This is a genomic window from Streptococcus oralis, from assembly GCF_002386345.1.
GTDB classification, from domain to species: Bacteria; Bacillota; Bacilli; order Lactobacillales; family Streptococcaceae; genus Streptococcus; species Streptococcus oralis_S.
On sequence record NZ_CP023507.1, the window covers coordinates 1,486,559 to 1,504,154 of the forward strand.

Sequence of the window (17,596 nt, forward strand, 5' to 3'; positions counted from 1 at the left end):
GGAATTATGGGATTTATACGTGCAGCCTTATCAGCAGGCTTAAATAGTTTTAATGATAGTAAATTCAAGGAAGCCATTGTCCTTCCAGATAATGTCTCTGGCGACGCCTTGGCCGTCAAGGGACAATTACTCACAAAAGACCCAGATGGACGTTCTCGTCACAGCAATCAAAATACTGGACTCTTGTCGGATGGCAGTGTGGTTATCGTTCCCCAAGGCTATACCGCTCTTTTGGTAAACAACGGTACCTTCCTTGGTGAAGTTCTCGAAGCTGGTAGCCACGAATGGCAAGCTGGTGATAACGCCTGGCTCCTTGAAAAAGGTGGTTTAAAAGGCACTTGGGAAAACTTTAAAAACCGTTTCTCTTTTGGTGGACAAGTCATCACCCAACAAGAAATTATCTTTATCCGCATGCAACCTATTGCAGGTAATAAGTTCGGCACACAAAATGCGGTCGAATATTTCAGCGAACGTTATCAACAACTGCTTAACATCCGTTTCTATGGCTTGTTTGATGTAAAAATAGCAGATCCAGTCCTCTTCTACGTGAGCTCTGTTAGCCGTCAAATTACTGACGGACAGCCATTTACTCTCCAAGATGTAGCTCAAGGAACGCTCCGTCAAAATATCGCACCGAAAATCGCGATTGCCATTGCCAAATATACCAACGAAAACAAGGTTGATATCTATAGCCTCAATGCCAACCAAGACACCTTTAACGAACTCGCTAAACAAGAGGTCAACAAGGTTTGGACAGGCCTCTACGGGATTGAAGCAACTAATATCTTGCTTGAAGACCTCAGCTACGACCAAGAAAGTCTTGATATCGTTCGCAAGCTTGATAGTGAGCTCGTGGCAATGAAGTACAACACGATTGAAATCGAAGAACGCCGTGCGCGTAACGAAGCACTCATTGCTGCAGCTTCCAACGAAGGAAATGGCAATGGGATGAACATGTTTATGGGCATGAATCTTGGCCAAACTCTCGGTGGTCAACTAAGCCAACAAGTTCAAAATCAAGCACCGGCTCAAAATACTGGGCAAACTGCCAGCAAGAATTTTTACATCGAAGTCGATGGAAAATACGTCCTCGTTACTAAAGACGAAGATGGAAATATCGTACCAGTCAACTAATTAAGCTCCTTCTGATATTTGAGTAATGTTGTCTTTTATGGTACAATAAAGAGTAAATTATTTTATTAAAGAGGTAAAAACATGATTGAAGCAAGTAAATTAAAGGCTGGTATGACCTTTGAAACAGCTGACGGAAAATTGATCCGCGTTTTGGAAGCTAGCCACCACAAACCAGGTAAAGGAAATACCATCATGCGTATGAAATTGCGTGATGTCCGTACTGGTTCTACATTTGACACAAGCTACCGTCCAGAGGAAAAATTTGAACAAGCTATCATCGAGACTGTCCCAGCTCAATACTTGTACAAAATGGATGACACAGCCTACTTCATGAATACAGAAACTTACGACCAATACGAAATCCCTGTAGTCAACGTTGAAAACGAATTGCTTTACATCCTTGAAAACTCAGATGTGAAGATCCAATTCTACGGAACTGAAGTGATTGGTGTCACCGTTCCTACTACTGTTGAATTGACAGTTGCAGAAACTCAACCATCTATCAAAGGTGCTACGGTTACAGGTTCTGGTAAACCAGCAACGATGGAAACTGGACTTGTCGTAAACGTTCCAGACTTCATCGAAGCAGGACAAAAACTCGTTATCAACACTGCAGAAGGAACTTACGTTTCTCGTGCCTAATCTCTAGAAAGAGGTCATTCTATGGGAATTGAAGAACAACTTGGCGAAATTGTTATCGCCCCACGTGTACTTGAAAAAATCATTGCTATTGCTACTGCAAAAGTAGAGGGTGTTCACTCTTTTTCAAACAAATCAGTATCTGATACCCTCTCAAAACTTTCACTCGGCCGTGGCGTTTATCTAAAAAACGTGGACGAAGAACTCACAGCTGATATCTACCTCTACCTAGAGTACGGAGTAAAAGTTCCTAAAGTAGCGGTTGCTATCCAGAAAGCGGTCAAAGATGCCGTCCGTAATATGGCTGATGTAGAACTCGCTGCTATCAATATTCACGTTGCAGGTATCGTTCCAGATAAAACACCAAAACCAGAATTGAAAGATCTATTTGACGAGGACTTCCTCAATGACTAGTCCACTATTAGAATCTAGACGCCAACTCCGTAAATGCGCTTTTCAAGCACTCATGAGTCTTGAGTTCGGTACGGATGTCGAAACTGCTTGTCGTTTCGCCTATACTCATGATCGTGAAGATACGGATGTGCAACTTCCAGCCTTTTTGACAGAGCTAGTTTCTGGTGTTCAAGCTAAAAAGGAAGAACTAGACAAGCAAATCACACAGCATTTAAAAGCAGGTTGGACCATCGAGCGTTTAACACTCGTGGAGAGAAACCTCCTTCGCTTGGGAGTCTTTGAAATCACTTCATTTGACACTCCACAGTTGGTTGCTGTTAACGAAGCTATCGAGCTTGCAAAGGACTTCTCAGATCAAAAATCTGCCCGTTTTATCAACGGACTACTCAGCCAGTTTGTAACAGAAGAACAGTAAAAAGAAAAAGTGTTTGATAGATATCAAACACTTTTTTCTTTACTTCCTACTATCTAAAAATCAAATAATAAATATAAAATAAGATTGACGGAGCATAGGGAATAACATTATAGAAACTATGACAAACAATGGTAAATCGAAGACTGCCTGTAACTCGATAAGCAACTGCAAATAGAAGACCGAGAATACTATAAATGATGAGACTGATGGGATCACGATGGGATAGAACCAAGTGACTGAGCCCGAAGATGAAAGAAGACAAGATCACATCCAAATAAAACTCCGACTTCGGAAAGAAAGTATTCATAAAATAACCCCTATAGATTGTCTCCTCAACAACAGGTACAATCGAAATGTTAAATATTAAAAATATAAGACTTGATAGAGTCGTTTCTCTTCCGTTTGAGTAAAGTTCTGAAAGAAGGTCTTGGAAAATAAAGCTATGGTCAATTAATCGAATATTCTGCATTCTAAATCCATTTAAAAAAGAATAGATAAGAAAACAAGCCACTAAGAAAGCGAGATAAGACCAGCGCCAACTCTTTTTCTCGAAGATAAAGAGCATCTTCTTCTTTTTCAACCACAAAACGAATAAAAAGAAAATAAGTAACACTTCTCCAACTAGGAAGATTATATAGCTGTCCATTCCTAAACCAAAGGTCCTAGCTAGAGTTATAGCCCCTAATGGAGTTAAATAAATGTACAGGAACATTAAAATCATACAGATTCCTAAATGTATTGTCTTTTTCATTCTTTCTCTCCTAATGGTAAACTCTCTATTAGGGCAATATAGAGGATAGACCATTGATTGTTTTTCTTATTTATCTAGAGTATTCATGTTTATCCATGCTCTATTATCAAAATAGCTAGAACAAAATGTTCTAGCTTTTAAATTTTCTTAGTATTTTCTAAAGCGTTGGTAACGTTCTTCAATAAGTTGGTCGAGTGGTAATCCTTGCAACCTATCTAGTTCTGCACGCAATTCATTTTTAACACAAGCTAGCAGTTCTTTACTTGACAACCCTGCCTCTGAGATTACCTTGTCTACGATTCCCATTTCTAGAAGTTCATGCGAAGTGATTTTCATCAACTCTGCTGCTTCCATAGCACGACTTCCATCCTTCCAAAGGATAGAGGCAAATCCTTCAGGGCTAAGTACGGCGTAGATTGAGTTTTCTAACATCCATACACGGTTAGCTACAGCTAGAGCTAGGGCTCCACCAGATCCACCTTCACCGATAATAATCGCGATGATTGGAACCTTGAGGTCACTCATTTCCATCAGGTTTCGAGCAATTGCTTCACCTTGTCCACGTTCCTCGGCTCCTACACCTGGGTAAGCACCCGCCGTATTGATAAAGGTCACAACTGGACGGCCAAACTTTTCCGCCTGTTTCATCAGGCGCAAGGCCTTACGATAGCCTTCTGGATGAGGTTGCCCAAAATTTCGTTTGAGGTTGTCATGAAGACTCTTCCCCTTTTGGATACCAACGACAGTTACTGCTTGATCACCTAACCAACCAATTCCACCGATAACCGCACCATCATCTCGGAAAGAGCGATCTCCATGCAATTCGATAAACTCGTCAAAAATTCCATTGGCAAAATCAAGTGCTGTCAAACGACTCTGCTCGCGTGCCTCTCTGACTATTTTTGCAATATTCATCCGCGACTTCCTCCATGCAATCTTACTAATTTAGCAATTGTTTCAGGCAATTCTCTCCGTTTGACAATTGCATCAACAAATCCATGTTCCAGCAAAAATTCTGCCTTTTGGAAGTCATCCGGCAAGGTCTCACGAACTGTATTTTCAATAACACGACGCCCAGCAAAACCAACCAAACTCTGTGGCTCCGCTAGGATAATATCACCTTCCATAGCAAAAGAAGCGGTCACCCCACCTGTTGTCGGATCGGTTAAAATAGTTAGGTAAAAAAGTCCGGCCTTGGAATGACGTTGAACTGCCGCAGAAATCTTAGCCATCTGCATCAAGCTCATGATTCCTTCTTGCATACGGGCTCCACCAGAAGCTGTGAAGAGAACGACTGGCAAGTTTTCTACCGTTGCATACTCAAACAAGCGCGTGATTTTTTCACCCACAACGGTTCCCATAGAAGCCATGATAAAGTTTGAATCCATGATCCCAAGGGCAATTTTTTGTCCCTTAATGCTAGCTGTACCAGTCAGTACTGCTTCATCCAGACCTGTCTTTTCACGCATAGTAGCCAATTTTTTCTGGTAGCCAGGAAAGTTTAATGGATCTTGAGTTTCAATACCTGTAAACATCTCCACAAAGCTACCAGAATCAATCGTCAAATCCAAGCGTTCCTGAGCTGAAATACGGAAAGTATAGCTACAATGGGGACAAATTCGTTCGCTCCCAAGATCCTTTTGGTAAATGGTGTGTTTACAACCAGGACACTGGGAGAAGAGTTCATCCGGAACCTCAGGCTTGGCTTGTGGTTTCTGCCTTACGGAACGGTTAGGATTGATCCGAATATACTTATCCTTTTTACTAAATAGAGCCATAACTCCCCCTTTTAGTTCTCATACTGTTTGAAAGTCTATTCTTTTTCTTGGTATTTTGGCAAGAAAGTTTCCATCAAGAAGGAAGTATCGTAATCACCAGCGATAACTCGGCGGTCTGAAATCAGATCCAACTGGAAGTCTGCATTGGTTTGCACTCCTTCAATATCAAGTTCATAAAGTGCCCGTTGCATCTTCATAAGAGCATCAAAACGATTCTCCCCATGAACAATGATTTTAGCAATCATACTATCATAGTAAGGAGGAATGGTATAACCTGGATAGACTGCAGAGTCTACACGCAATCCAACTCCTCCACTTGGAAGGTAGAGGTTGGTGATTTTTCCTGGGCTTGGAGCAAAGTTAAATGCTGGATTTTCCGCATTGATCCGGCACTCGATAGCATGACCTCGTAGGACGATATCTTCTTGTTTGAAAGGTAAAGGTTGCCCGGCAGCAATGCGAATCTGTTCCTTCACGATATCAACACCTGAAACAAACTCTGTGACTGGGTGTTCAACTTGCACACGAGTATTCATTTCCATGAAGTAAAAATTGCCACTGGCTTCATCGAGAAGAAATTCAATCGTCCCTGCATTTTCATAGCCTACAGACTCTGCTGCACGAACGGCTGCAGCACCAATTTCATGACGAAGGGTTTTGCCAATCGCAATAGATGGGCTTTCTTCTAAGACCTTTTGGTTATTCCGTTGGAGTGAACAGTCCCGTTCACCAAGATGGACAACATGACCCTCTTGGTCCGCAAGAATCTGAACTTCGATATGGCGAGCTGGATAAATCACACGCTCAAGATACATAGCGCCATTTCCAAAGTTGGCCTTGGCTTCGCTGGATGCTGTTTCAAAGGCTGCGACCAAGTCTTCTGCCTTTTCAACCTTACGAATCCCTTTTCCACCACCACCTGCCGATGCCTTAAGCATGACTGGATAGCCAATTTTTTCTGCAACTGCAAGTGCCTCTTCAGCCGTGTGAACTTCACCATCAGATCCTGGGATAACTGGAACTCCAGCCTTGATCATTTGCTCACGCGCATTGATCTTATCTCCCATGGTATCCATTACAGCCCCAGAAGGGCCGATAAACTTAATCCCCACTTCATCACACATCGTAGCAAACTTGGAGTTTTCGCTAAGAAAACCAAAACCTGGGTGGATGGCTTCTGCTTCTGTCAAGACTGCAGCAGACAAAATAGCGTTGATATTGAGATAAGATTCTGTCGCCTTACCAGGTCCGATACAGATAGCTTCATCCGCTAGGAGTGTGTGAAGGGCTTCCTTATCAGCAGTTGAATAAACTGCCACGGTCGCAATGCCCAATTCACGCGCAGCTCGAATAATGCGAACCGCAATCTCACCACGGTTGGCAATCAAAATTTTACGAAACATGGAGATCCTCCTTAGTTTCCAATTGCAAAGGTAAGAGTACCACTCGCTGCAAGCTTACCATCTACTTCAGCCTTTGCTTCAACCACAGCAATCGTACCACGACGTTTGACAAAAGTAGCCGTCATGACTAATTGATCACCTGGTACAACTTGCTTCTTGAACTTAACCTTGTCCATTCCAGCGTAGAAGACCAGTTTCCCTTTATTTTCAGGTTTGGACAATTCCAAGACACCAGCAGTCTGAGCCAAGGCTTCCATGATAAGAACACCTGGCATAACTGGGTATTGTGGAAAATGACCATTGAAGAAAGGTTCGTTGATGGTGACATTTTTAATGGCAACAATGGTATCCTCGCTCACTTCCAAGACACGATCCACTAGGAGCATGGGGTAGCGATGGGGTAGAGCTTCTTTGATTCCTTGAATATCGATCATTTGATGCGTACCAATCCTTTACCGAACTCAACCATTTCTTCATTTGAAACGAGAATTTCTGTCACCACACCATCCTTAGGTGCAGGAATTTCATTCATAACCTTCATGGCTTCGATAATCACCAAAGTCTGACCTTTTTTAACACTGTCTCCGACTGTGACAAAGGCAGGTTTATCTGGTCCAGCAGCCAAGTAAGCCACCCCTACAAGTGGACTTTCAACGACATCACCCTCTGGAGCAACCGACGTTTCAGCTGGTGCTGGAGCTTCTTCCACTGCACTCTCTACTGGAGTTGAAGGGGCCGAAACTACTGGACTTGCAGCTACTGCAGTTGGCACTGGAGCAACTTGAGCTGGTGCTTCAGAAGCCATTCTTACTTCATTCTTACTGAACTGCAATTCGTCCGTTCCATTTTTATAAGAAAATTCTCTCAAACTTGATTGGTCAAATTGAGCCATCAAGTCCTTGATTTCATTTAAATTCATAATTATTTATTCTCCCAACGTTTGAAAGCAAGAACCGCATTGTGTCCACCAAAACCAAAAGTGTTTGAAATAGCATAAGGGATTTCTTGCTCCAAGCCTTGTCCATAAACGACATTCGCTTCGATATAGTCTGATAACTCACTTGTTCCAGCGGTCATTGGTACATAGTTATGACGCATGGCTTCGATGGTAGCGATGGCTTCTACTGCTCCTGCAGCACCAAGTAAGTGTCCTGTAAAGGACTTGGTTGAAGATACAGGTACTTCTTTACCAAGAACAGCTACGATCGCTCCACTTTCTCCTTTTTCATTAGCAGGAGTTGAAGTTCCGTGGGCATTGACATATGCTACTTGCTCTGGAGAAATTTCTGCTTCTTCCAAAGCCAATTTCATAGCCTTAATCGCACCTTGACCCTCTGGATGAGGTGAAGTCATATGGTAAGCATCACAGGTATTACCGTAGCCAACTACTTCAGCCAAGATAGTTGCGCCACGTTTTTCAGCATGTTCAAGACTTTCAAGAACCAACATACCTGAACCTTCTCCCATCACAAAACCATTACGATCTTTGTCAAATGGGATAGAAGCACGAGTTGGATCCTCTGTAGTTGATAGGGCAGTCAATGCTTGGAAACCAGCGATAGCAAAAGGAGTAATAGATGATTCTGATCCACCAACTAACATGACATCTTGGAAACCAAACTTGATGGAACGGAAGGCATCCCCAATGGCATCGTTTGATGAGGCACAGGCTGTATTGATTGATTTACAGATACCATTTGCTCCGAAACGCATGGCAACATTTCCTGAAGCCATATTTGGCAAGGCTTTTGGAAGTGTCATTGGTTTAACACGTTTTGGACCTTTTTCATGAAGACGGATAACCTGATCTTCGATTTCTTTAATTCCCCCAATACCAGAAGCCACGATGACACCAAAGCGATCCTTATCAATTGCTTCTACATCAAGATTTGCATTCGTCACTGCTTCTTGAGCCGCATACAAGGCATACAAAGAATAGTTGTCAAAACGGTTGGTATCTTTTTTAACAAAGTATTTATCAAATGGGAAATCTTGGACTTCTGCTGCATTGTGCACAGCAAATTCGCTGTGGTCAAATTTAGTGATTTCTCCAATTCCAATTTTTCCAGTTTGCAAACTGTTCCAAAATTCTTCTGGAGTATTTCCGATAGGAGAGGTCAATCCGTAACCTGTTACTACAACTCGATTTAGTTTCATCTGTCTTACCTATATCTTTCCTTATTTTTTACATGCTAAGTCCGCCATCAACAGCGAGAACTTGTCCAGTCAAATAATCCTGTCCAGCCAGGAACACTGTAGCATCTGCGATATGTTCTGCTTGACCAAAATGTTTCATTGGGATTTGGGCCAATGTCGCTTCCTTGACCTTATCAGATAAAACAGCAGTCATATCTGACTCAATCATCCCTGGTGCAAGAGCATTTACGCGTACGTTGCGATTGGCAACTTCACGTGCAACTGACTTGGTAAAACCAATCAAGCCTGCTTTAGAAGCTGCATAGTTGGCTTGTCCGATATTTCCCATCAAACCGACCACACTAGACATGTTGATAATCGCACCTTCACGTGCCTTGATCATCTGTTTCAAGACTGCTTGCGTCATGTTGAAGGCACCTGTCAAGTTGATCTTAATCACTTTTTCAAAGTCTTCTTCGGTCATCTTGAGCATAAGCGTATCTTGAGTGATCCCAGCATTGTTGACCAAGACATCAACAGAACCGAGTTCTGTAATCGCTTGATCTACCATACGCTTGGCATCTGCAAAGTCTGAAACATCACCTGAAATCGGTACTACTTTGACACCATAGTTTGAAAACTCAGCTAGCAATTCTTCTGAGATTGCTCCTCGACTATTCAAGACTACATTAGCGCCTAGTTGGGCAAATTTGTGAGCAATGGCAAGTCCGATACCACGACTTGAACCTGTTACAAAGACATTTTTGTTTGTAAGTTGCATTCTATCTCTCCTATTTCCTGTTGTATTTTGTGGGAGAAGGGATCATTAGTTTCCTAACAAAGCACCCAAGCTTGCTTGGTCTTCAACGTTAGCTAGCTTAGCTGTTTTATCGATTTTTTTGACAAAGCCTGACAGGACTTTCCCTGGACCAATTTCAATAAAATTGGTCACACCAGCATCCTGCATCACAGCAATACTTTCATAAAAACGAACAGGTTCTTTCACCTGACGCGTCAAGAGCTCTTGGATTCGATCTTTTTCCATAACAGTAGCTTCCGTATTGCCGACTAGAGGGCAAGTAAAATCTGAGAAACTCACTCCCTCAAGAGCTCCAGCTAGTTGCTGACTGGCTGGCTCAAGAAGGGCTGTATGGAAAGGACCAGATACATTTAAAGGAATCAATCGTTTTGCTCCTGCTTCCTGCAAGAGTTCAACTGCGCGGTCAACTGCAGCCACCTCACCACCGATAACGATTTGGCTTGGGGTGTTGTAGTTAGCTGGAGTCACTTCTCCAACTTTAGAGGCTGTTTCACAAGCTTCCTCAATTACTTCAACTGGAGTATTAAGAACGGCAACCATCTTCCCAGAGCCTGCAGGTGCAGCCTCTTCCATATAAGCACCACGTTTAGCAACCAAGGCAACTGCAGCCTCAAAGTCCAAGGCACCACTTGCTACAAGAGCAGAATATTCCCCAAGAGACAGTCCTGCCACCATATCCGGCTGATAACCCTTTTCTTTTAATAGTCGGTAAATAGCTACCGAAGTCGCTAAAATAGCTGGCTGCGTATAGCGAGTCTGGTTTAACTTGGTTTCTTCCTTATCGATCAAGTCACGAAGGTCATAACCCAAAACCTGACTGGCTTGGTCAATTGTTTCCTTGACGATAGGGTAACGATCATAGAGATCACGCCCCATTCCTAGATACTGAGCACCTTGACCCGCAAATAGAAAGGCTGTTTTAGTCATTTCTTACAACTCCTGCCCAACGAGAGGCTTCTTCTTGAATTTTTTTGGCTGCGCCATAGTATAGATCTTTTAGAATTTCTTCGACAGTTTCCTCTTTAGAAACCAAACCAGCGATCTGACCTGCCATGACAGATCCACCTTCTACATCTCCATGAACAACGGCTTTAGCTAGAGCACCAGCTCCCATTTGTTCAAAGATTTCTAAATCTGGATTTTCTTGTTTAAAGGCATCTTTTTCAGCCTGCTCAAAGTCACGTGTCAATTGGTTTTTAATGGCACGAACAGCATGTCCAAAGTGCTGAGCTGAAATAGTCGTATCGATATCACGCGCTTTCAAGATTTTTTCCTTGTATTTTGGATGGGCGTTAGATTCCTTAGCTACTACGAAACGCGTACCAACTTGAACGGCCTCAGCACCAAGCATAAAGCCTGCAGCGACACCTTCACCGTCCGCAATTCCTCCAGCTGCGATAACTGGAATTGAAACAGCTGCAGCAACTTGGCGAACCAAGGTCATCGTTGTTAATTTACCAATATGTCCACCGGCTTCCATCCCCTCTGCAATAACTGCATCTGCACCAATTTTTTCCATGCGTTTTGCCAAAGCAACACTTGGAACAACAGGAATAACTGTAATTCCTGCATCATGGAAACGAGTCATATATTTACTTGGATTTCCTGCACCAGTTGTCACCACCTTGACCCCTTCTTCAATCACGAGATCAACGATGTCTTCTACAAAAGGTGACAAGAGCATGATGTTAACACCAAAAGGTTTGTCCGTAAGTGATTTGATTTTATCGATATTAGCCTTTACGACCTCTTTAGGTGCATTCCCACCACCGATGATCCCTAGACCACCAGCTTTTGATACTGCACCAGCCAAGTCACCATCCGCAACCCAGGCCATTCCTCCTTGAAAAATAGGATAATCAATGTTCAATAATTCTGTAATACGTGTTTTCATAGTGCCTCCATCATTCCTTGCTTACGTAATAGTTCGATGAGTTTATCATTTGAGTTTCAAACTATTACCTAAACAAGAGGGAGTGGGTTTCCCCTACTCCTTCTAGTAATATGTTAATTATTTTGTTTGCTCTTCAACGTAGGCAACCAAGTCACCAACTGTTTTCAAGTTATCTTCTGCTTCGATTTGGATATCGAAAGCATCTTCGATTTCAAAGATTACTTGGAACAAGTCCAATGAATCTGCATCCAAATCATCAAAAGTAGATTCAAGTGTTACTTCTGATGCGTCTTTCCCAAGTTCTTCAACGATAATTTCTTGTACTTTTTCAAATACTGCCATGATAGGACTCCTTTAAAATATAAAAAATTTATAACTATGTGTTTACCACATGATTACCTAGATTGTAAGAATGAGTGTGCCCCATGTCAAACCTCCACCGAAGCCTGATAGGAGAATCGTCTGGCTACCATCTAAACGAATCATGCCATTCTCCACACACTCTGAGAGCAAAATCGGGATACTTGCTGCACTGGTATTTCCATACTCCATCATATTGGCAGGAAGCTTGTGTCGGTCTACACCGATCTTCTTAGCCATCTTATCCAAAATGCGGATATTTGCCTGATGAAGCAAGAGATAATCCAATTCCGATGCTGCAATTGGACCATTTTCAATGGTTTCTTTGATCGACCTAGCAACATCACGATTTGCAAAATCAAAAACTGCTCGTCCATCCATCTTCAAAAAAGCAGGAACTGCTTCTTGATCTGAGAAAGGAGAAGCCAAAGCCGTTTGACCATAGGTCAAACACTCGCTCCGAGAGCCATCCGTATAGAGACTTTCCACAAGGAAGTGACGTGTTTCGCTCGCTTCCAAGAGAACCCCACCAGCACCATCCCCAAAGAGAACAGCTGTTGAACGATCTGACCAGTCAACTGCCTTGGATAAGGTCTCAGCCCCGATAACAATCCCTTTTTTGAACTGTCCAGAACTTAAAAATTTTTCTGCAGTTGAAAGAGCGAATACAAAACCACTGCAAGCTGCTGTCAGATCAAAGGCGAAAGCTCTGTGCGCTCCGATATTTGCCTGAACTCGAGCTGCTGTGGAAGGCATCATCGAGTCTGGGGTAATCGTCGCTACAATGATAAAATCAATCTGATCCGCTGTTAAGCTCCCTTTAGCCAACAAGCTCTTAGCTACTTCTGTCGCCAAATCACTGGTAGACTCTGATTTTGAGATATGTCTCTGTTTAATTCCTGTCCGACTTGAAATCCACTCATCGCTTGTGTCCATGATTTGGGCTAAGTCATGATTAGTGACCACTTGCTCTGGAACATAATGAGTAACCTGGCTTATTTTTGCAAAAGCCATTATTTCAAATCCTCCAAAAATTGATAAAGGTTCGTTAAGCCTCTGCCCATGACTTCTTTTTCCTCAGGGCTCATGCCATCGATGATTTTTTCGACCATAGCCTTGTGGAACCGTTTATGAAGGCGGTGAACCAAACGACCTTTCTTTGTCAAATGCAGATAGACCACTCGACGGTCTTGGTCAGAACGAATACGCTCAATATAACCTTTTCTCTCCAGGTTATTCAAACTCGTCGTCACTGTCCCAAGAGTTACCATCAGTTCCTTTGAAACCTTACTTGGTGTTACCTCCGGGAACTTCCCAATCACATCGATCGTGTGCATTTCTTTGATGGAGATGTCTTTGAATCGACTACCTCGTAAGCTAACCTCCTCAATCACAAGGACGTTATTAAAAATAGATGTTAGATAATCATTTACTTGTTGGTAGTCCAAATCGTTTCCCTCCCCCTCAAAAAACTTTTACAATCAAAACATTTGATAAAAGAAGTATAACAAACTTCAAAAAATTGTGCAAGTATTTTTTCACATTCCTGTAAATTTTGGTCTTCTTCTTTCAGAATGCGCTCGAACCCCTTCTTTGAAATCTTCAGTTAGAGATAACGATTCTTGTAGTTTCAATTCTAATTCGGCATAATTCTGCCAATCCTTGAATTGACTTTCCCAAACTAACTTTTTAATCGCTGCGTATGAGTTTGCTGAACCTCTTCTTAATTTTTTCAGAACTTGTTCTCTTGTTTTTTCTAATTTGTCAACTTCACAAACACGGTATACCACGCCCCATTCTAGCGCTTTTTCAGCAGTCAAAGCTTCACCTGTCATGGCAAGCTGTGCAGCCCGTGTTACCCCGATACTACGACTCAAGAGATGAATCCCACCAGCGTCTGGCGCCAATCCAACTCCGACAAAGGCTTGAATGAATTTTGCCTTGTCAGTCGCTAAACAGAAATCAACTGCTACTGCCATATTTGCTGCAGCACCAGCAACCGCTCCATCTACCTCCATCAAAACAGGTTTAGGAATTTGCTTGATTTTAAAAGAAATTGTATTGACTAATTCTGCAATCTTATTCAAAGAAGGGATATCATCTTCGTCTACTGCGCGTTTCATCTCAACCAAGTCTCCTCCAACTGAAAAGACCTTCCCATTCGCATTAATCAAGATGAACTGCACAGCTTGATCCTGCTCCGCTAGAGTCAAAGCTTCTAAAATTTCCTCACACATTGGGATATGGAAACCATTTGCCACTTCGGGACGATTCAAAGTAATGATAGCCAGATCATCTACGATCTGATATAAGATATGATTCATAGCTTCTCCTTTTATTTTGTAAGGCAATAAAATTGTTTTATCATCAAAGTATACCTTTTTTTGGATAAAGAGGCAAGGAAAAACTAAAGGAAAGTGTCTCAGCTGATTATTTACCCATCATTTATGAGTGTGAGTAAAATTTGACACCCTTACTTTTAAACGGTTATCGCTTTTCAAAATAAGTTAGTGTTTTCTTCTATTATAATAGGAAGTTATTTTCTTCATTGAAAAATGCCCCTCTTTCTGCTATAATCGTATAAAATACTTACTTGAGGAGTCCTTATGAAGGTTGTAAAATTTGGCGGAAGCTCGCTTGCCTCTGCTGGTCAGTTAGAAAAAGTCTTAAACATCGTTAAAAGTGATAAAGAACGCCGTTTTGTAGTCGTTTCTGCACCCGGCAAACGCAATGCTGAAGATACCAAGGTAACTGATGCCTTGATTAAATACTATCGCGACTATGTGGCTGGAAATGACATCAGTGCTAGCCAAAGCTGGATCATTGACCGTTATGCCGCTATGGTTAGTGAACTTGGGTTAAAACCTGCTGTTTTAGAAAAAATCTCTAAAAGTATTCGGGCCTTGGCAACTCTTCCTATAGAGGACAATGAATTTCTCTATGATACCTTCCTAGCGGCTGGAGAAAATAACAATGCCAAATTGATTGCAGCCTACTTTAACCAAAACGGTATCGATGCACGCTATGTTCACCCAAGAGAAGCTGGGATCGTTGTCACAAGTGAACCTGGAAACGCACGTATCATTCCATCTAGTTATGATAAGATTGAAGGCTTGGCTGATAGCAACGAAGTCCTTGTCATCCCTGGTTTCTTTGGTGTGACTAAGGAAAATCAAATCTGTACTTTTTCACGTGGAGGTTCAGATATCACAGGTTCTATCATTGCAGCAGGTGTTAAGGCTGATCTCTATGAGAACTTTACAGACGTAGATGGTATCTTTGCTGCCCATCCTGGTATTATCCACCAACCACACTCCATTCCTGAATTAACCTACCGTGAAATGCGTGAGTTGGCTTACGCTGGATTTTCAGTTCTTCATGACGAAGCCCTTCTTCCTGCCTACCGAGGAAAAATTCCTCTTGTCATCAAGAATACCAACAACCCTGACCACCCAGGAACACGCATTGTTTTAGAACACAGTAGTGATAAATTCCCAGTAGTAGGGATTGCGGGTGACTCAGGATTCGTCAGCATCAACATGTCAAAATACCTCATGAACCGCGAAGTCGGGTTTGGTCGCAAGGTTCTGCAAATCCTTGAGGACCTCAACATCGGTTGGGAACACATGCCTACAGGTATCGACGATCTTTCAATCATCCTCCGCTCCCGCGAATTGACTCCTATCAAAGAAGAAGAAATTCTACGTCAACTCGTTCAAAAGGCAGAAGTGGACCATGCTGAAATCGAACATGACCTTTCCATCATTATGATTGTTGGAGAAAAGATGAAGAGCCATATCGGGGTAACTGCTACTGCAACACGTGCTTTGTCTGAGAATAAAATCAACATCCAGATGATGTCCCAAGGTTCAAGTGAAGTTTCCATCATGTTTGTTGTCAATAAAGAGCAAGAAAAAGCAGCTATCAAGGCTCTCTATCATGCCTTTTTCGGTGAAAGTAAGGAAGACTAATCATGGCCCAATCACTCAATCAAGTCATTGACCTCCAAACTACTGGGACATCTTACCTCTCTATCTCTGGAAAAGTTGGAAAATTTCTAGTTGGTGATCAAGCCTTAGAGTTTTATCCTGATGTCAATGTCGAACAATATATCCAAATCCCTTGGTCCAGCATTCAACAAATCGGAGCCAACGTAAGTGGCCGCAAAATCAGCCGTCACTTTGAAGTCTTCACTGATCAAGGAAAATTCCTCTTTGCCTCAAAAGACTCTGGGACTATCCTCAAAATCGCTCGTGAAAAATTAGGAAACGATAAGGTTGTGAAACTTCCGACTCTACTCCAGACCATTGGACAAAAACTTAAAAATCTATTTGCAAAAAAGTAGAAACTTTAGTATAATCATAGCAACGGATAAGTAGGTTATCTCCTTCTTTCAGAAAGTCTGCGGGTGCTGCGAGCAGATAGGAGGGATAGGTGAAATTCTACCGTTAGTAACAATTACATACACAATCAAGTGCACACCTGTGAAGTTGGATGGAACCGTGGCCCTGCCACTCCAACGCTTTGTCAGGTGTGCTTTTTTCATAAAGGAGTTCTTATGTTAGATATTAAACGTATTCGCACAGATTTTGATGCTGTTGCTGAAAAATTAGCTACACGTGGTGTAGATGCTGCTGTCTTAAATGAGATGAAAGATATCGATGCTAAACGTCGTGACATCTTGGTCAAGGTTGAAACTCTAAAAGCAGAACGTAACACAGTTTCTGCTGAGATTGCCCAAGCTAAGCGTAACAAGGAAAATGCCGATGACAAGATTGCTGCAATGCAAACCCTATCTGCTGAAGTCAAAGCCTTGGATGCTGAATTGGCGGACATCGATGCTAAATTGACAGAATTTACCACTACTCTTCCAAACATCCCTGCCGACAGCGTTCCTGTTGGAGCTGATGAAGATGACAATGTGGAAGTCCGTCGTTGGGGGACTCCGCGCGAGTTTGACTTCGAACCAAAAGCTCACTGGGATCTTGGTGAAGACTTGGGTATCCTTGACTGGGAACGTGGCGGTAAAGTAACAGGCGCTCGCTTCCTCTTCTATAAAGGACTCGGTGCTCGTTTGGAACGTGCTATCTACAACTTCATGTTGGATGAGCATGGCAAGGAAGGCTATACGGAAGTCATCACACCTTACATGGTTAACCATGATTCTATGTTTGGTACCGGAAATTATCCAAAATTTAAGGATGATACTTTTGAATTGAAAGACACTAATTATGTCCTTATTCCTACGGCTGAAGTGCCTCTGACAAACTACTACCGTGATGAAATCCTTGACGGTAAAGACCTACCAATCTACTTTACCGCTATGAGTCCATCATTCCGTTCTGAGGCTGGTTCTGCTGGTCGTGATACACGTGGTTTGATTCGTCTGCACCAATTCCACAAGGTTGAAATGGTCAAATTTGCCAAACCAGAAGAATCATACGAAGAATTGGAAAAAATGACAGCAAACGCTGAAAACATCCTTCAAAAACTCAACCTTCCATACCGTGTCGTTGCCCTCTCTACTGGGGATATGGGCTTCTCAGCTGCCAAGACTTATGACTTGGAAGTTTGGATTCCAGCACAAAATACCTATCGTGAAATCTCAAGCTGTTCAAATACAGAAGATTTCCAAGCCCGTCGTGCCCAAATCCGTTACCGTGATGAAGCCGATGGCAAGGTTAAACTCCTTCACACCTTGAACGGTTCTGGACTTGCAGTTGGACGTACGGTTGCTGCTATTCTTGAGAACTATCAAAATGCAGATGGTTCTGTAACTATTCCAGAAGCACTTCGTCCATACATGGGTGGCGCTGAAGTTATCAAACCATAAAAATAAGGCCTAGCTATTT

21 protein-coding genes are annotated in these 17,596 nt (G+C 42.4%); 7 read left to right on the forward strand and 14 right to left on the reverse strand.

The features are described from left to right. Positions 1-6: 6 nt before the first annotated feature. The 4 genes from CO686_RS07365 (at position 7) to nusB (ending at position 2,602) form a co-directional block, all read left to right on the forward strand. Positions 7-1,134: an SPFH domain-containing protein gene (locus CO686_RS07365; RefSeq protein ID WP_049550251.1), complete on the forward strand. Its 1,128-nt coding sequence runs from the start codon at positions 7-9 to the stop codon at positions 1,132-1,134. A gap of 81 nt (positions 1,135-1,215) precedes the next feature. Beyond that, positions 1,216-1,776: an elongation factor P gene (efp, locus tag CO686_RS07370; RefSeq protein WP_000568640.1), complete on the forward strand. Its 561-nt coding sequence runs from the start codon at positions 1,216-1,218 to the stop codon at positions 1,774-1,776. 21 nt (positions 1,777-1,797) lie between these two features. Next, positions 1,798-2,187, forward strand: a complete 390-nt coding sequence (locus CO686_RS07375) for an Asp23/Gls24 family envelope stress response protein (RefSeq protein ID WP_000510584.1) — start codon at positions 1,798-1,800, stop codon at positions 2,185-2,187. Continuing rightward, a complete protein-coding gene (nusB, locus tag CO686_RS07380; protein WP_000203659.1) occupies positions 2,180-2,602 on the forward strand; it encodes a transcription antitermination factor NusB in 423 nt (140 codons plus the stop codon). Before CO686_RS07375 ends, nusB begins: the two co-directional genes overlap by 8 nt. 49 nt (positions 2,603-2,651) lie before the next feature. On the opposite strand, the gene CO686_RS07385 is transcribed toward nusB, so the two are convergent. From CO686_RS07385 to CO686_RS07450, 14 genes are all read right to left on the reverse strand, one after another. Further along, complete coding sequence (locus tag CO686_RS07385; RefSeq protein ID WP_049550250.1) at positions 2,652-3,353, reverse strand: CPBP family intramembrane glutamic endopeptidase; 702 nt, start codon at positions 3,351-3,353, stop codon at positions 2,652-2,654. A gap of 147 nt (positions 3,354-3,500) precedes the next feature. After that, entirely contained in the window at positions 3,501-4,268 is a 768-nt protein-coding gene (locus CO686_RS07390) for an acetyl-CoA carboxylase carboxyl transferase subunit alpha (protein WP_033583746.1), read from the reverse strand. Next, positions 4,265-5,131 carry an acetyl-CoA carboxylase, carboxyltransferase subunit beta gene (accD, locus tag CO686_RS07395; RefSeq protein ID WP_049550249.1) on the reverse strand — a complete coding sequence of 289 codons (867 nt, stop codon included), beginning with the start codon at positions 5,129-5,131 and terminating at the stop codon, positions 4,265-4,267. The genes CO686_RS07390 and accD overlap by 4 nt, the downstream gene beginning before the upstream one ends. A 35-nt stretch (positions 5,132-5,166) precedes the next feature. Continuing rightward, positions 5,167-6,534 carry an acetyl-CoA carboxylase biotin carboxylase subunit gene (accC, locus tag CO686_RS07400; protein WP_000488663.1) on the reverse strand — a complete coding sequence of 456 codons (1,368 nt, stop codon included), beginning with the start codon at positions 6,532-6,534 and terminating at the stop codon, positions 5,167-5,169. 11 nt (positions 6,535-6,545) lie between these two features. Further along, positions 6,546-6,968, reverse strand: a complete 423-nt coding sequence (fabZ, locus tag CO686_RS07405; protein ID WP_000565515.1) for a 3-hydroxyacyl-ACP dehydratase FabZ — start codon at positions 6,966-6,968, stop codon at positions 6,546-6,548. Next, complete coding sequence (gene accB, locus CO686_RS07410) at positions 6,965-7,453, reverse strand: acetyl-CoA carboxylase biotin carboxyl carrier protein (RefSeq protein ID WP_033583749.1); 489 nt, start codon at positions 7,451-7,453, stop codon at positions 6,965-6,967. The genes fabZ and accB overlap by 4 nt, the downstream gene beginning before the upstream one ends. Positions 7,454-7,455: 2 nt before the next feature. Beyond that, complete coding sequence (fabF, locus tag CO686_RS07415) at positions 7,456-8,691, reverse strand: beta-ketoacyl-ACP synthase II (RefSeq protein WP_000774052.1); 1,236 nt, start codon at positions 8,689-8,691, stop codon at positions 7,456-7,458. 28 nt (positions 8,692-8,719) lie between these two features. Then, entirely contained in the window at positions 8,720-9,451 is a 732-nt protein-coding gene (fabG, locus tag CO686_RS07420) for a 3-oxoacyl-[acyl-carrier-protein] reductase (RefSeq protein WP_033583751.1), read from the reverse strand. Between the two features lie 45 nt (positions 9,452-9,496). Further along, positions 9,497-10,417 carry an ACP S-malonyltransferase gene (fabD, locus tag CO686_RS07425; protein WP_049519398.1) on the reverse strand — a complete coding sequence of 307 codons (921 nt, stop codon included), beginning with the start codon at positions 10,415-10,417 and terminating at the stop codon, positions 9,497-9,499. Continuing rightward, complete coding sequence (gene fabK / locus CO686_RS07430; protein ID WP_000857452.1) at positions 10,410-11,384, reverse strand: enoyl-[acyl-carrier-protein] reductase FabK; 975 nt, start codon at positions 11,382-11,384, stop codon at positions 10,410-10,412. The genes fabD and fabK overlap by 8 nt, the downstream gene beginning before the upstream one ends. Positions 11,385-11,501: 117 nt before the next feature. Further along, positions 11,502-11,726: an acyl carrier protein gene (locus tag CO686_RS07435; protein ID WP_096753678.1), complete on the reverse strand. Its 225-nt coding sequence runs from the start codon at positions 11,724-11,726 to the stop codon at positions 11,502-11,504. A gap of 57 nt (positions 11,727-11,783) precedes the next feature. Next, positions 11,784-12,758, reverse strand: coding sequence for a beta-ketoacyl-ACP synthase III (locus tag CO686_RS07440; protein ID WP_049519399.1), 975 nt, complete (start codon positions 12,756-12,758; stop codon positions 11,784-11,786). Continuing rightward, positions 12,758-13,192: a fatty acid biosynthesis transcriptional regulator FabT gene (gene fabT, locus CO686_RS07445; protein WP_049519401.1), complete on the reverse strand. Its 435-nt coding sequence runs from the start codon at positions 13,190-13,192 to the stop codon at positions 12,758-12,760. Before fabT ends, CO686_RS07440 begins: the two co-directional genes overlap by 1 nt. Positions 13,193-13,282: 90 nt before the next feature. Further along, the gene (locus CO686_RS07450; RefSeq protein ID WP_001015588.1) at positions 13,283-14,068 is read right to left on the reverse strand and encodes an enoyl-CoA hydratase; all 786 of its coding nucleotides are present in this window, start codon (positions 14,066-14,068) and stop codon (positions 13,283-13,285) included. A 282-nt stretch (positions 14,069-14,350) separates the two neighbouring features. On the opposite strand from CO686_RS07450, the gene CO686_RS07455 reads away from it, so the two are divergent. From CO686_RS07455 to serS, 3 genes are all read left to right on the forward strand, one after another. Then, on the forward strand, positions 14,351-15,715 hold the full coding sequence (locus CO686_RS07455) for an aspartate kinase (protein WP_000869634.1): 1,365 nt from the start codon (positions 14,351-14,353) through the stop codon (positions 15,713-15,715). A 2-nt stretch (positions 15,716-15,717) separates the two neighbouring features. Next, positions 15,718-16,089, forward strand: coding sequence for a DUF956 family protein (locus CO686_RS07460; RefSeq protein ID WP_049519405.1), 372 nt, complete (start codon positions 15,718-15,720; stop codon positions 16,087-16,089). A 213-nt stretch (positions 16,090-16,302) separates the two neighbouring features. After that, the gene (serS, locus tag CO686_RS07465; RefSeq protein ID WP_049519407.1) at positions 16,303-17,577 is read left to right on the forward strand and encodes a serine--tRNA ligase; all 1,275 of its coding nucleotides are present in this window, start codon (positions 16,303-16,305) and stop codon (positions 17,575-17,577) included. Positions 17,578-17,596 lie beyond the last annotated feature (19 nt).

What these genes read in the sequence shown, in the direction of transcription:
- fabF (WP_000774052.1), bottom strand. Translation starts at nt 8,691, where the DNA reads ATGAAACTAAATCGAGTTGTAGTAACAGGTTACGGATTGACCTCTCCT.
- fabG (WP_033583751.1), bottom strand. Translation starts at nt 9,451, where the DNA reads ATGCAACTTACAAACAAAAATGTCTTTGTAACAGGTTCAAGTCGTGGT.
- CO686_RS07455 (WP_000869634.1), top strand. Translation starts at nt 14,351, where the DNA reads ATGAAGGTTGTAAAATTTGGCGGAAGCTCGCTTGCCTCTGCTGGTCAG.
- nusB (WP_000203659.1), top strand. Translation starts at nt 2,180, where the DNA reads ATGACTAGTCCACTATTAGAATCTAGACGCCAACTCCGTAAATGCGCT.
- efp (WP_000568640.1), top strand. Translation starts at nt 1,216, where the DNA reads ATGATTGAAGCAAGTAAATTAAAGGCTGGTATGACCTTTGAAACAGCT.
- accC (WP_000488663.1), bottom strand. Translation starts at nt 6,534, where the DNA reads ATGTTTCGTAAAATTTTGATTGCCAACCGTGGTGAGATTGCGGTTCGC.
- fabZ (WP_000565515.1), bottom strand. Translation starts at nt 6,968, where the DNA reads ATGATCGATATTCAAGGAATCAAAGAAGCTCTACCCCATCGCTACCCC.
- serS (WP_049519407.1), top strand. Translation starts at nt 16,303, where the DNA reads ATGTTAGATATTAAACGTATTCGCACAGATTTTGATGCTGTTGCTGAA.
- CO686_RS07450 (WP_001015588.1), bottom strand. Translation starts at nt 14,068, where the DNA reads ATGAATCATATCTTATATCAGATCGTAGATGATCTGGCTATCATTACT.
- CO686_RS07460 (WP_049519405.1), top strand. Translation starts at nt 15,718, where the DNA reads ATGGCCCAATCACTCAATCAAGTCATTGACCTCCAAACTACTGGGACA.
- CO686_RS07365 (WP_049550251.1), top strand. Translation starts at nt 7, where the DNA reads ATGGGATTTATACGTGCAGCCTTATCAGCAGGCTTAAATAGTTTTAAT.
- CO686_RS07385 (WP_049550250.1), bottom strand. Translation starts at nt 3,353, where the DNA reads ATGAAAAAGACAATACATTTAGGAATCTGTATGATTTTAATGTTCCTG.
- fabD (WP_049519398.1), bottom strand. Translation starts at nt 10,417, where the DNA reads ATGACTAAAACAGCCTTTCTATTTGCGGGTCAAGGTGCTCAGTATCTA.
- CO686_RS07435 (WP_096753678.1), bottom strand. Translation starts at nt 11,726, where the DNA reads ATGGCAGTATTTGAAAAAGTACAAGAAATTATCGTTGAAGAACTTGGG.
- CO686_RS07375 (WP_000510584.1), top strand. Translation starts at nt 1,798, where the DNA reads ATGGGAATTGAAGAACAACTTGGCGAAATTGTTATCGCCCCACGTGTA.
- CO686_RS07440 (WP_049519399.1), bottom strand. Translation starts at nt 12,758, where the DNA reads ATGGCTTTTGCAAAAATAAGCCAGGTTACTCATTATGTTCCAGAGCAA.
- fabK (WP_000857452.1), bottom strand. Translation starts at nt 11,384, where the DNA reads ATGAAAACACGTATTACAGAATTATTGAACATTGATTATCCTATTTTT.
- CO686_RS07390 (WP_033583746.1), bottom strand. Translation starts at nt 4,268, where the DNA reads ATGAATATTGCAAAAATAGTCAGAGAGGCACGCGAGCAGAGTCGTTTG.
- accD (WP_049550249.1), bottom strand. Translation starts at nt 5,131, where the DNA reads ATGGCTCTATTTAGTAAAAAGGATAAGTATATTCGGATCAATCCTAAC.
- accB (WP_033583749.1), bottom strand. Translation starts at nt 7,453, where the DNA reads ATGAATTTAAATGAAATCAAGGACTTGATGGCTCAATTTGACCAATCA.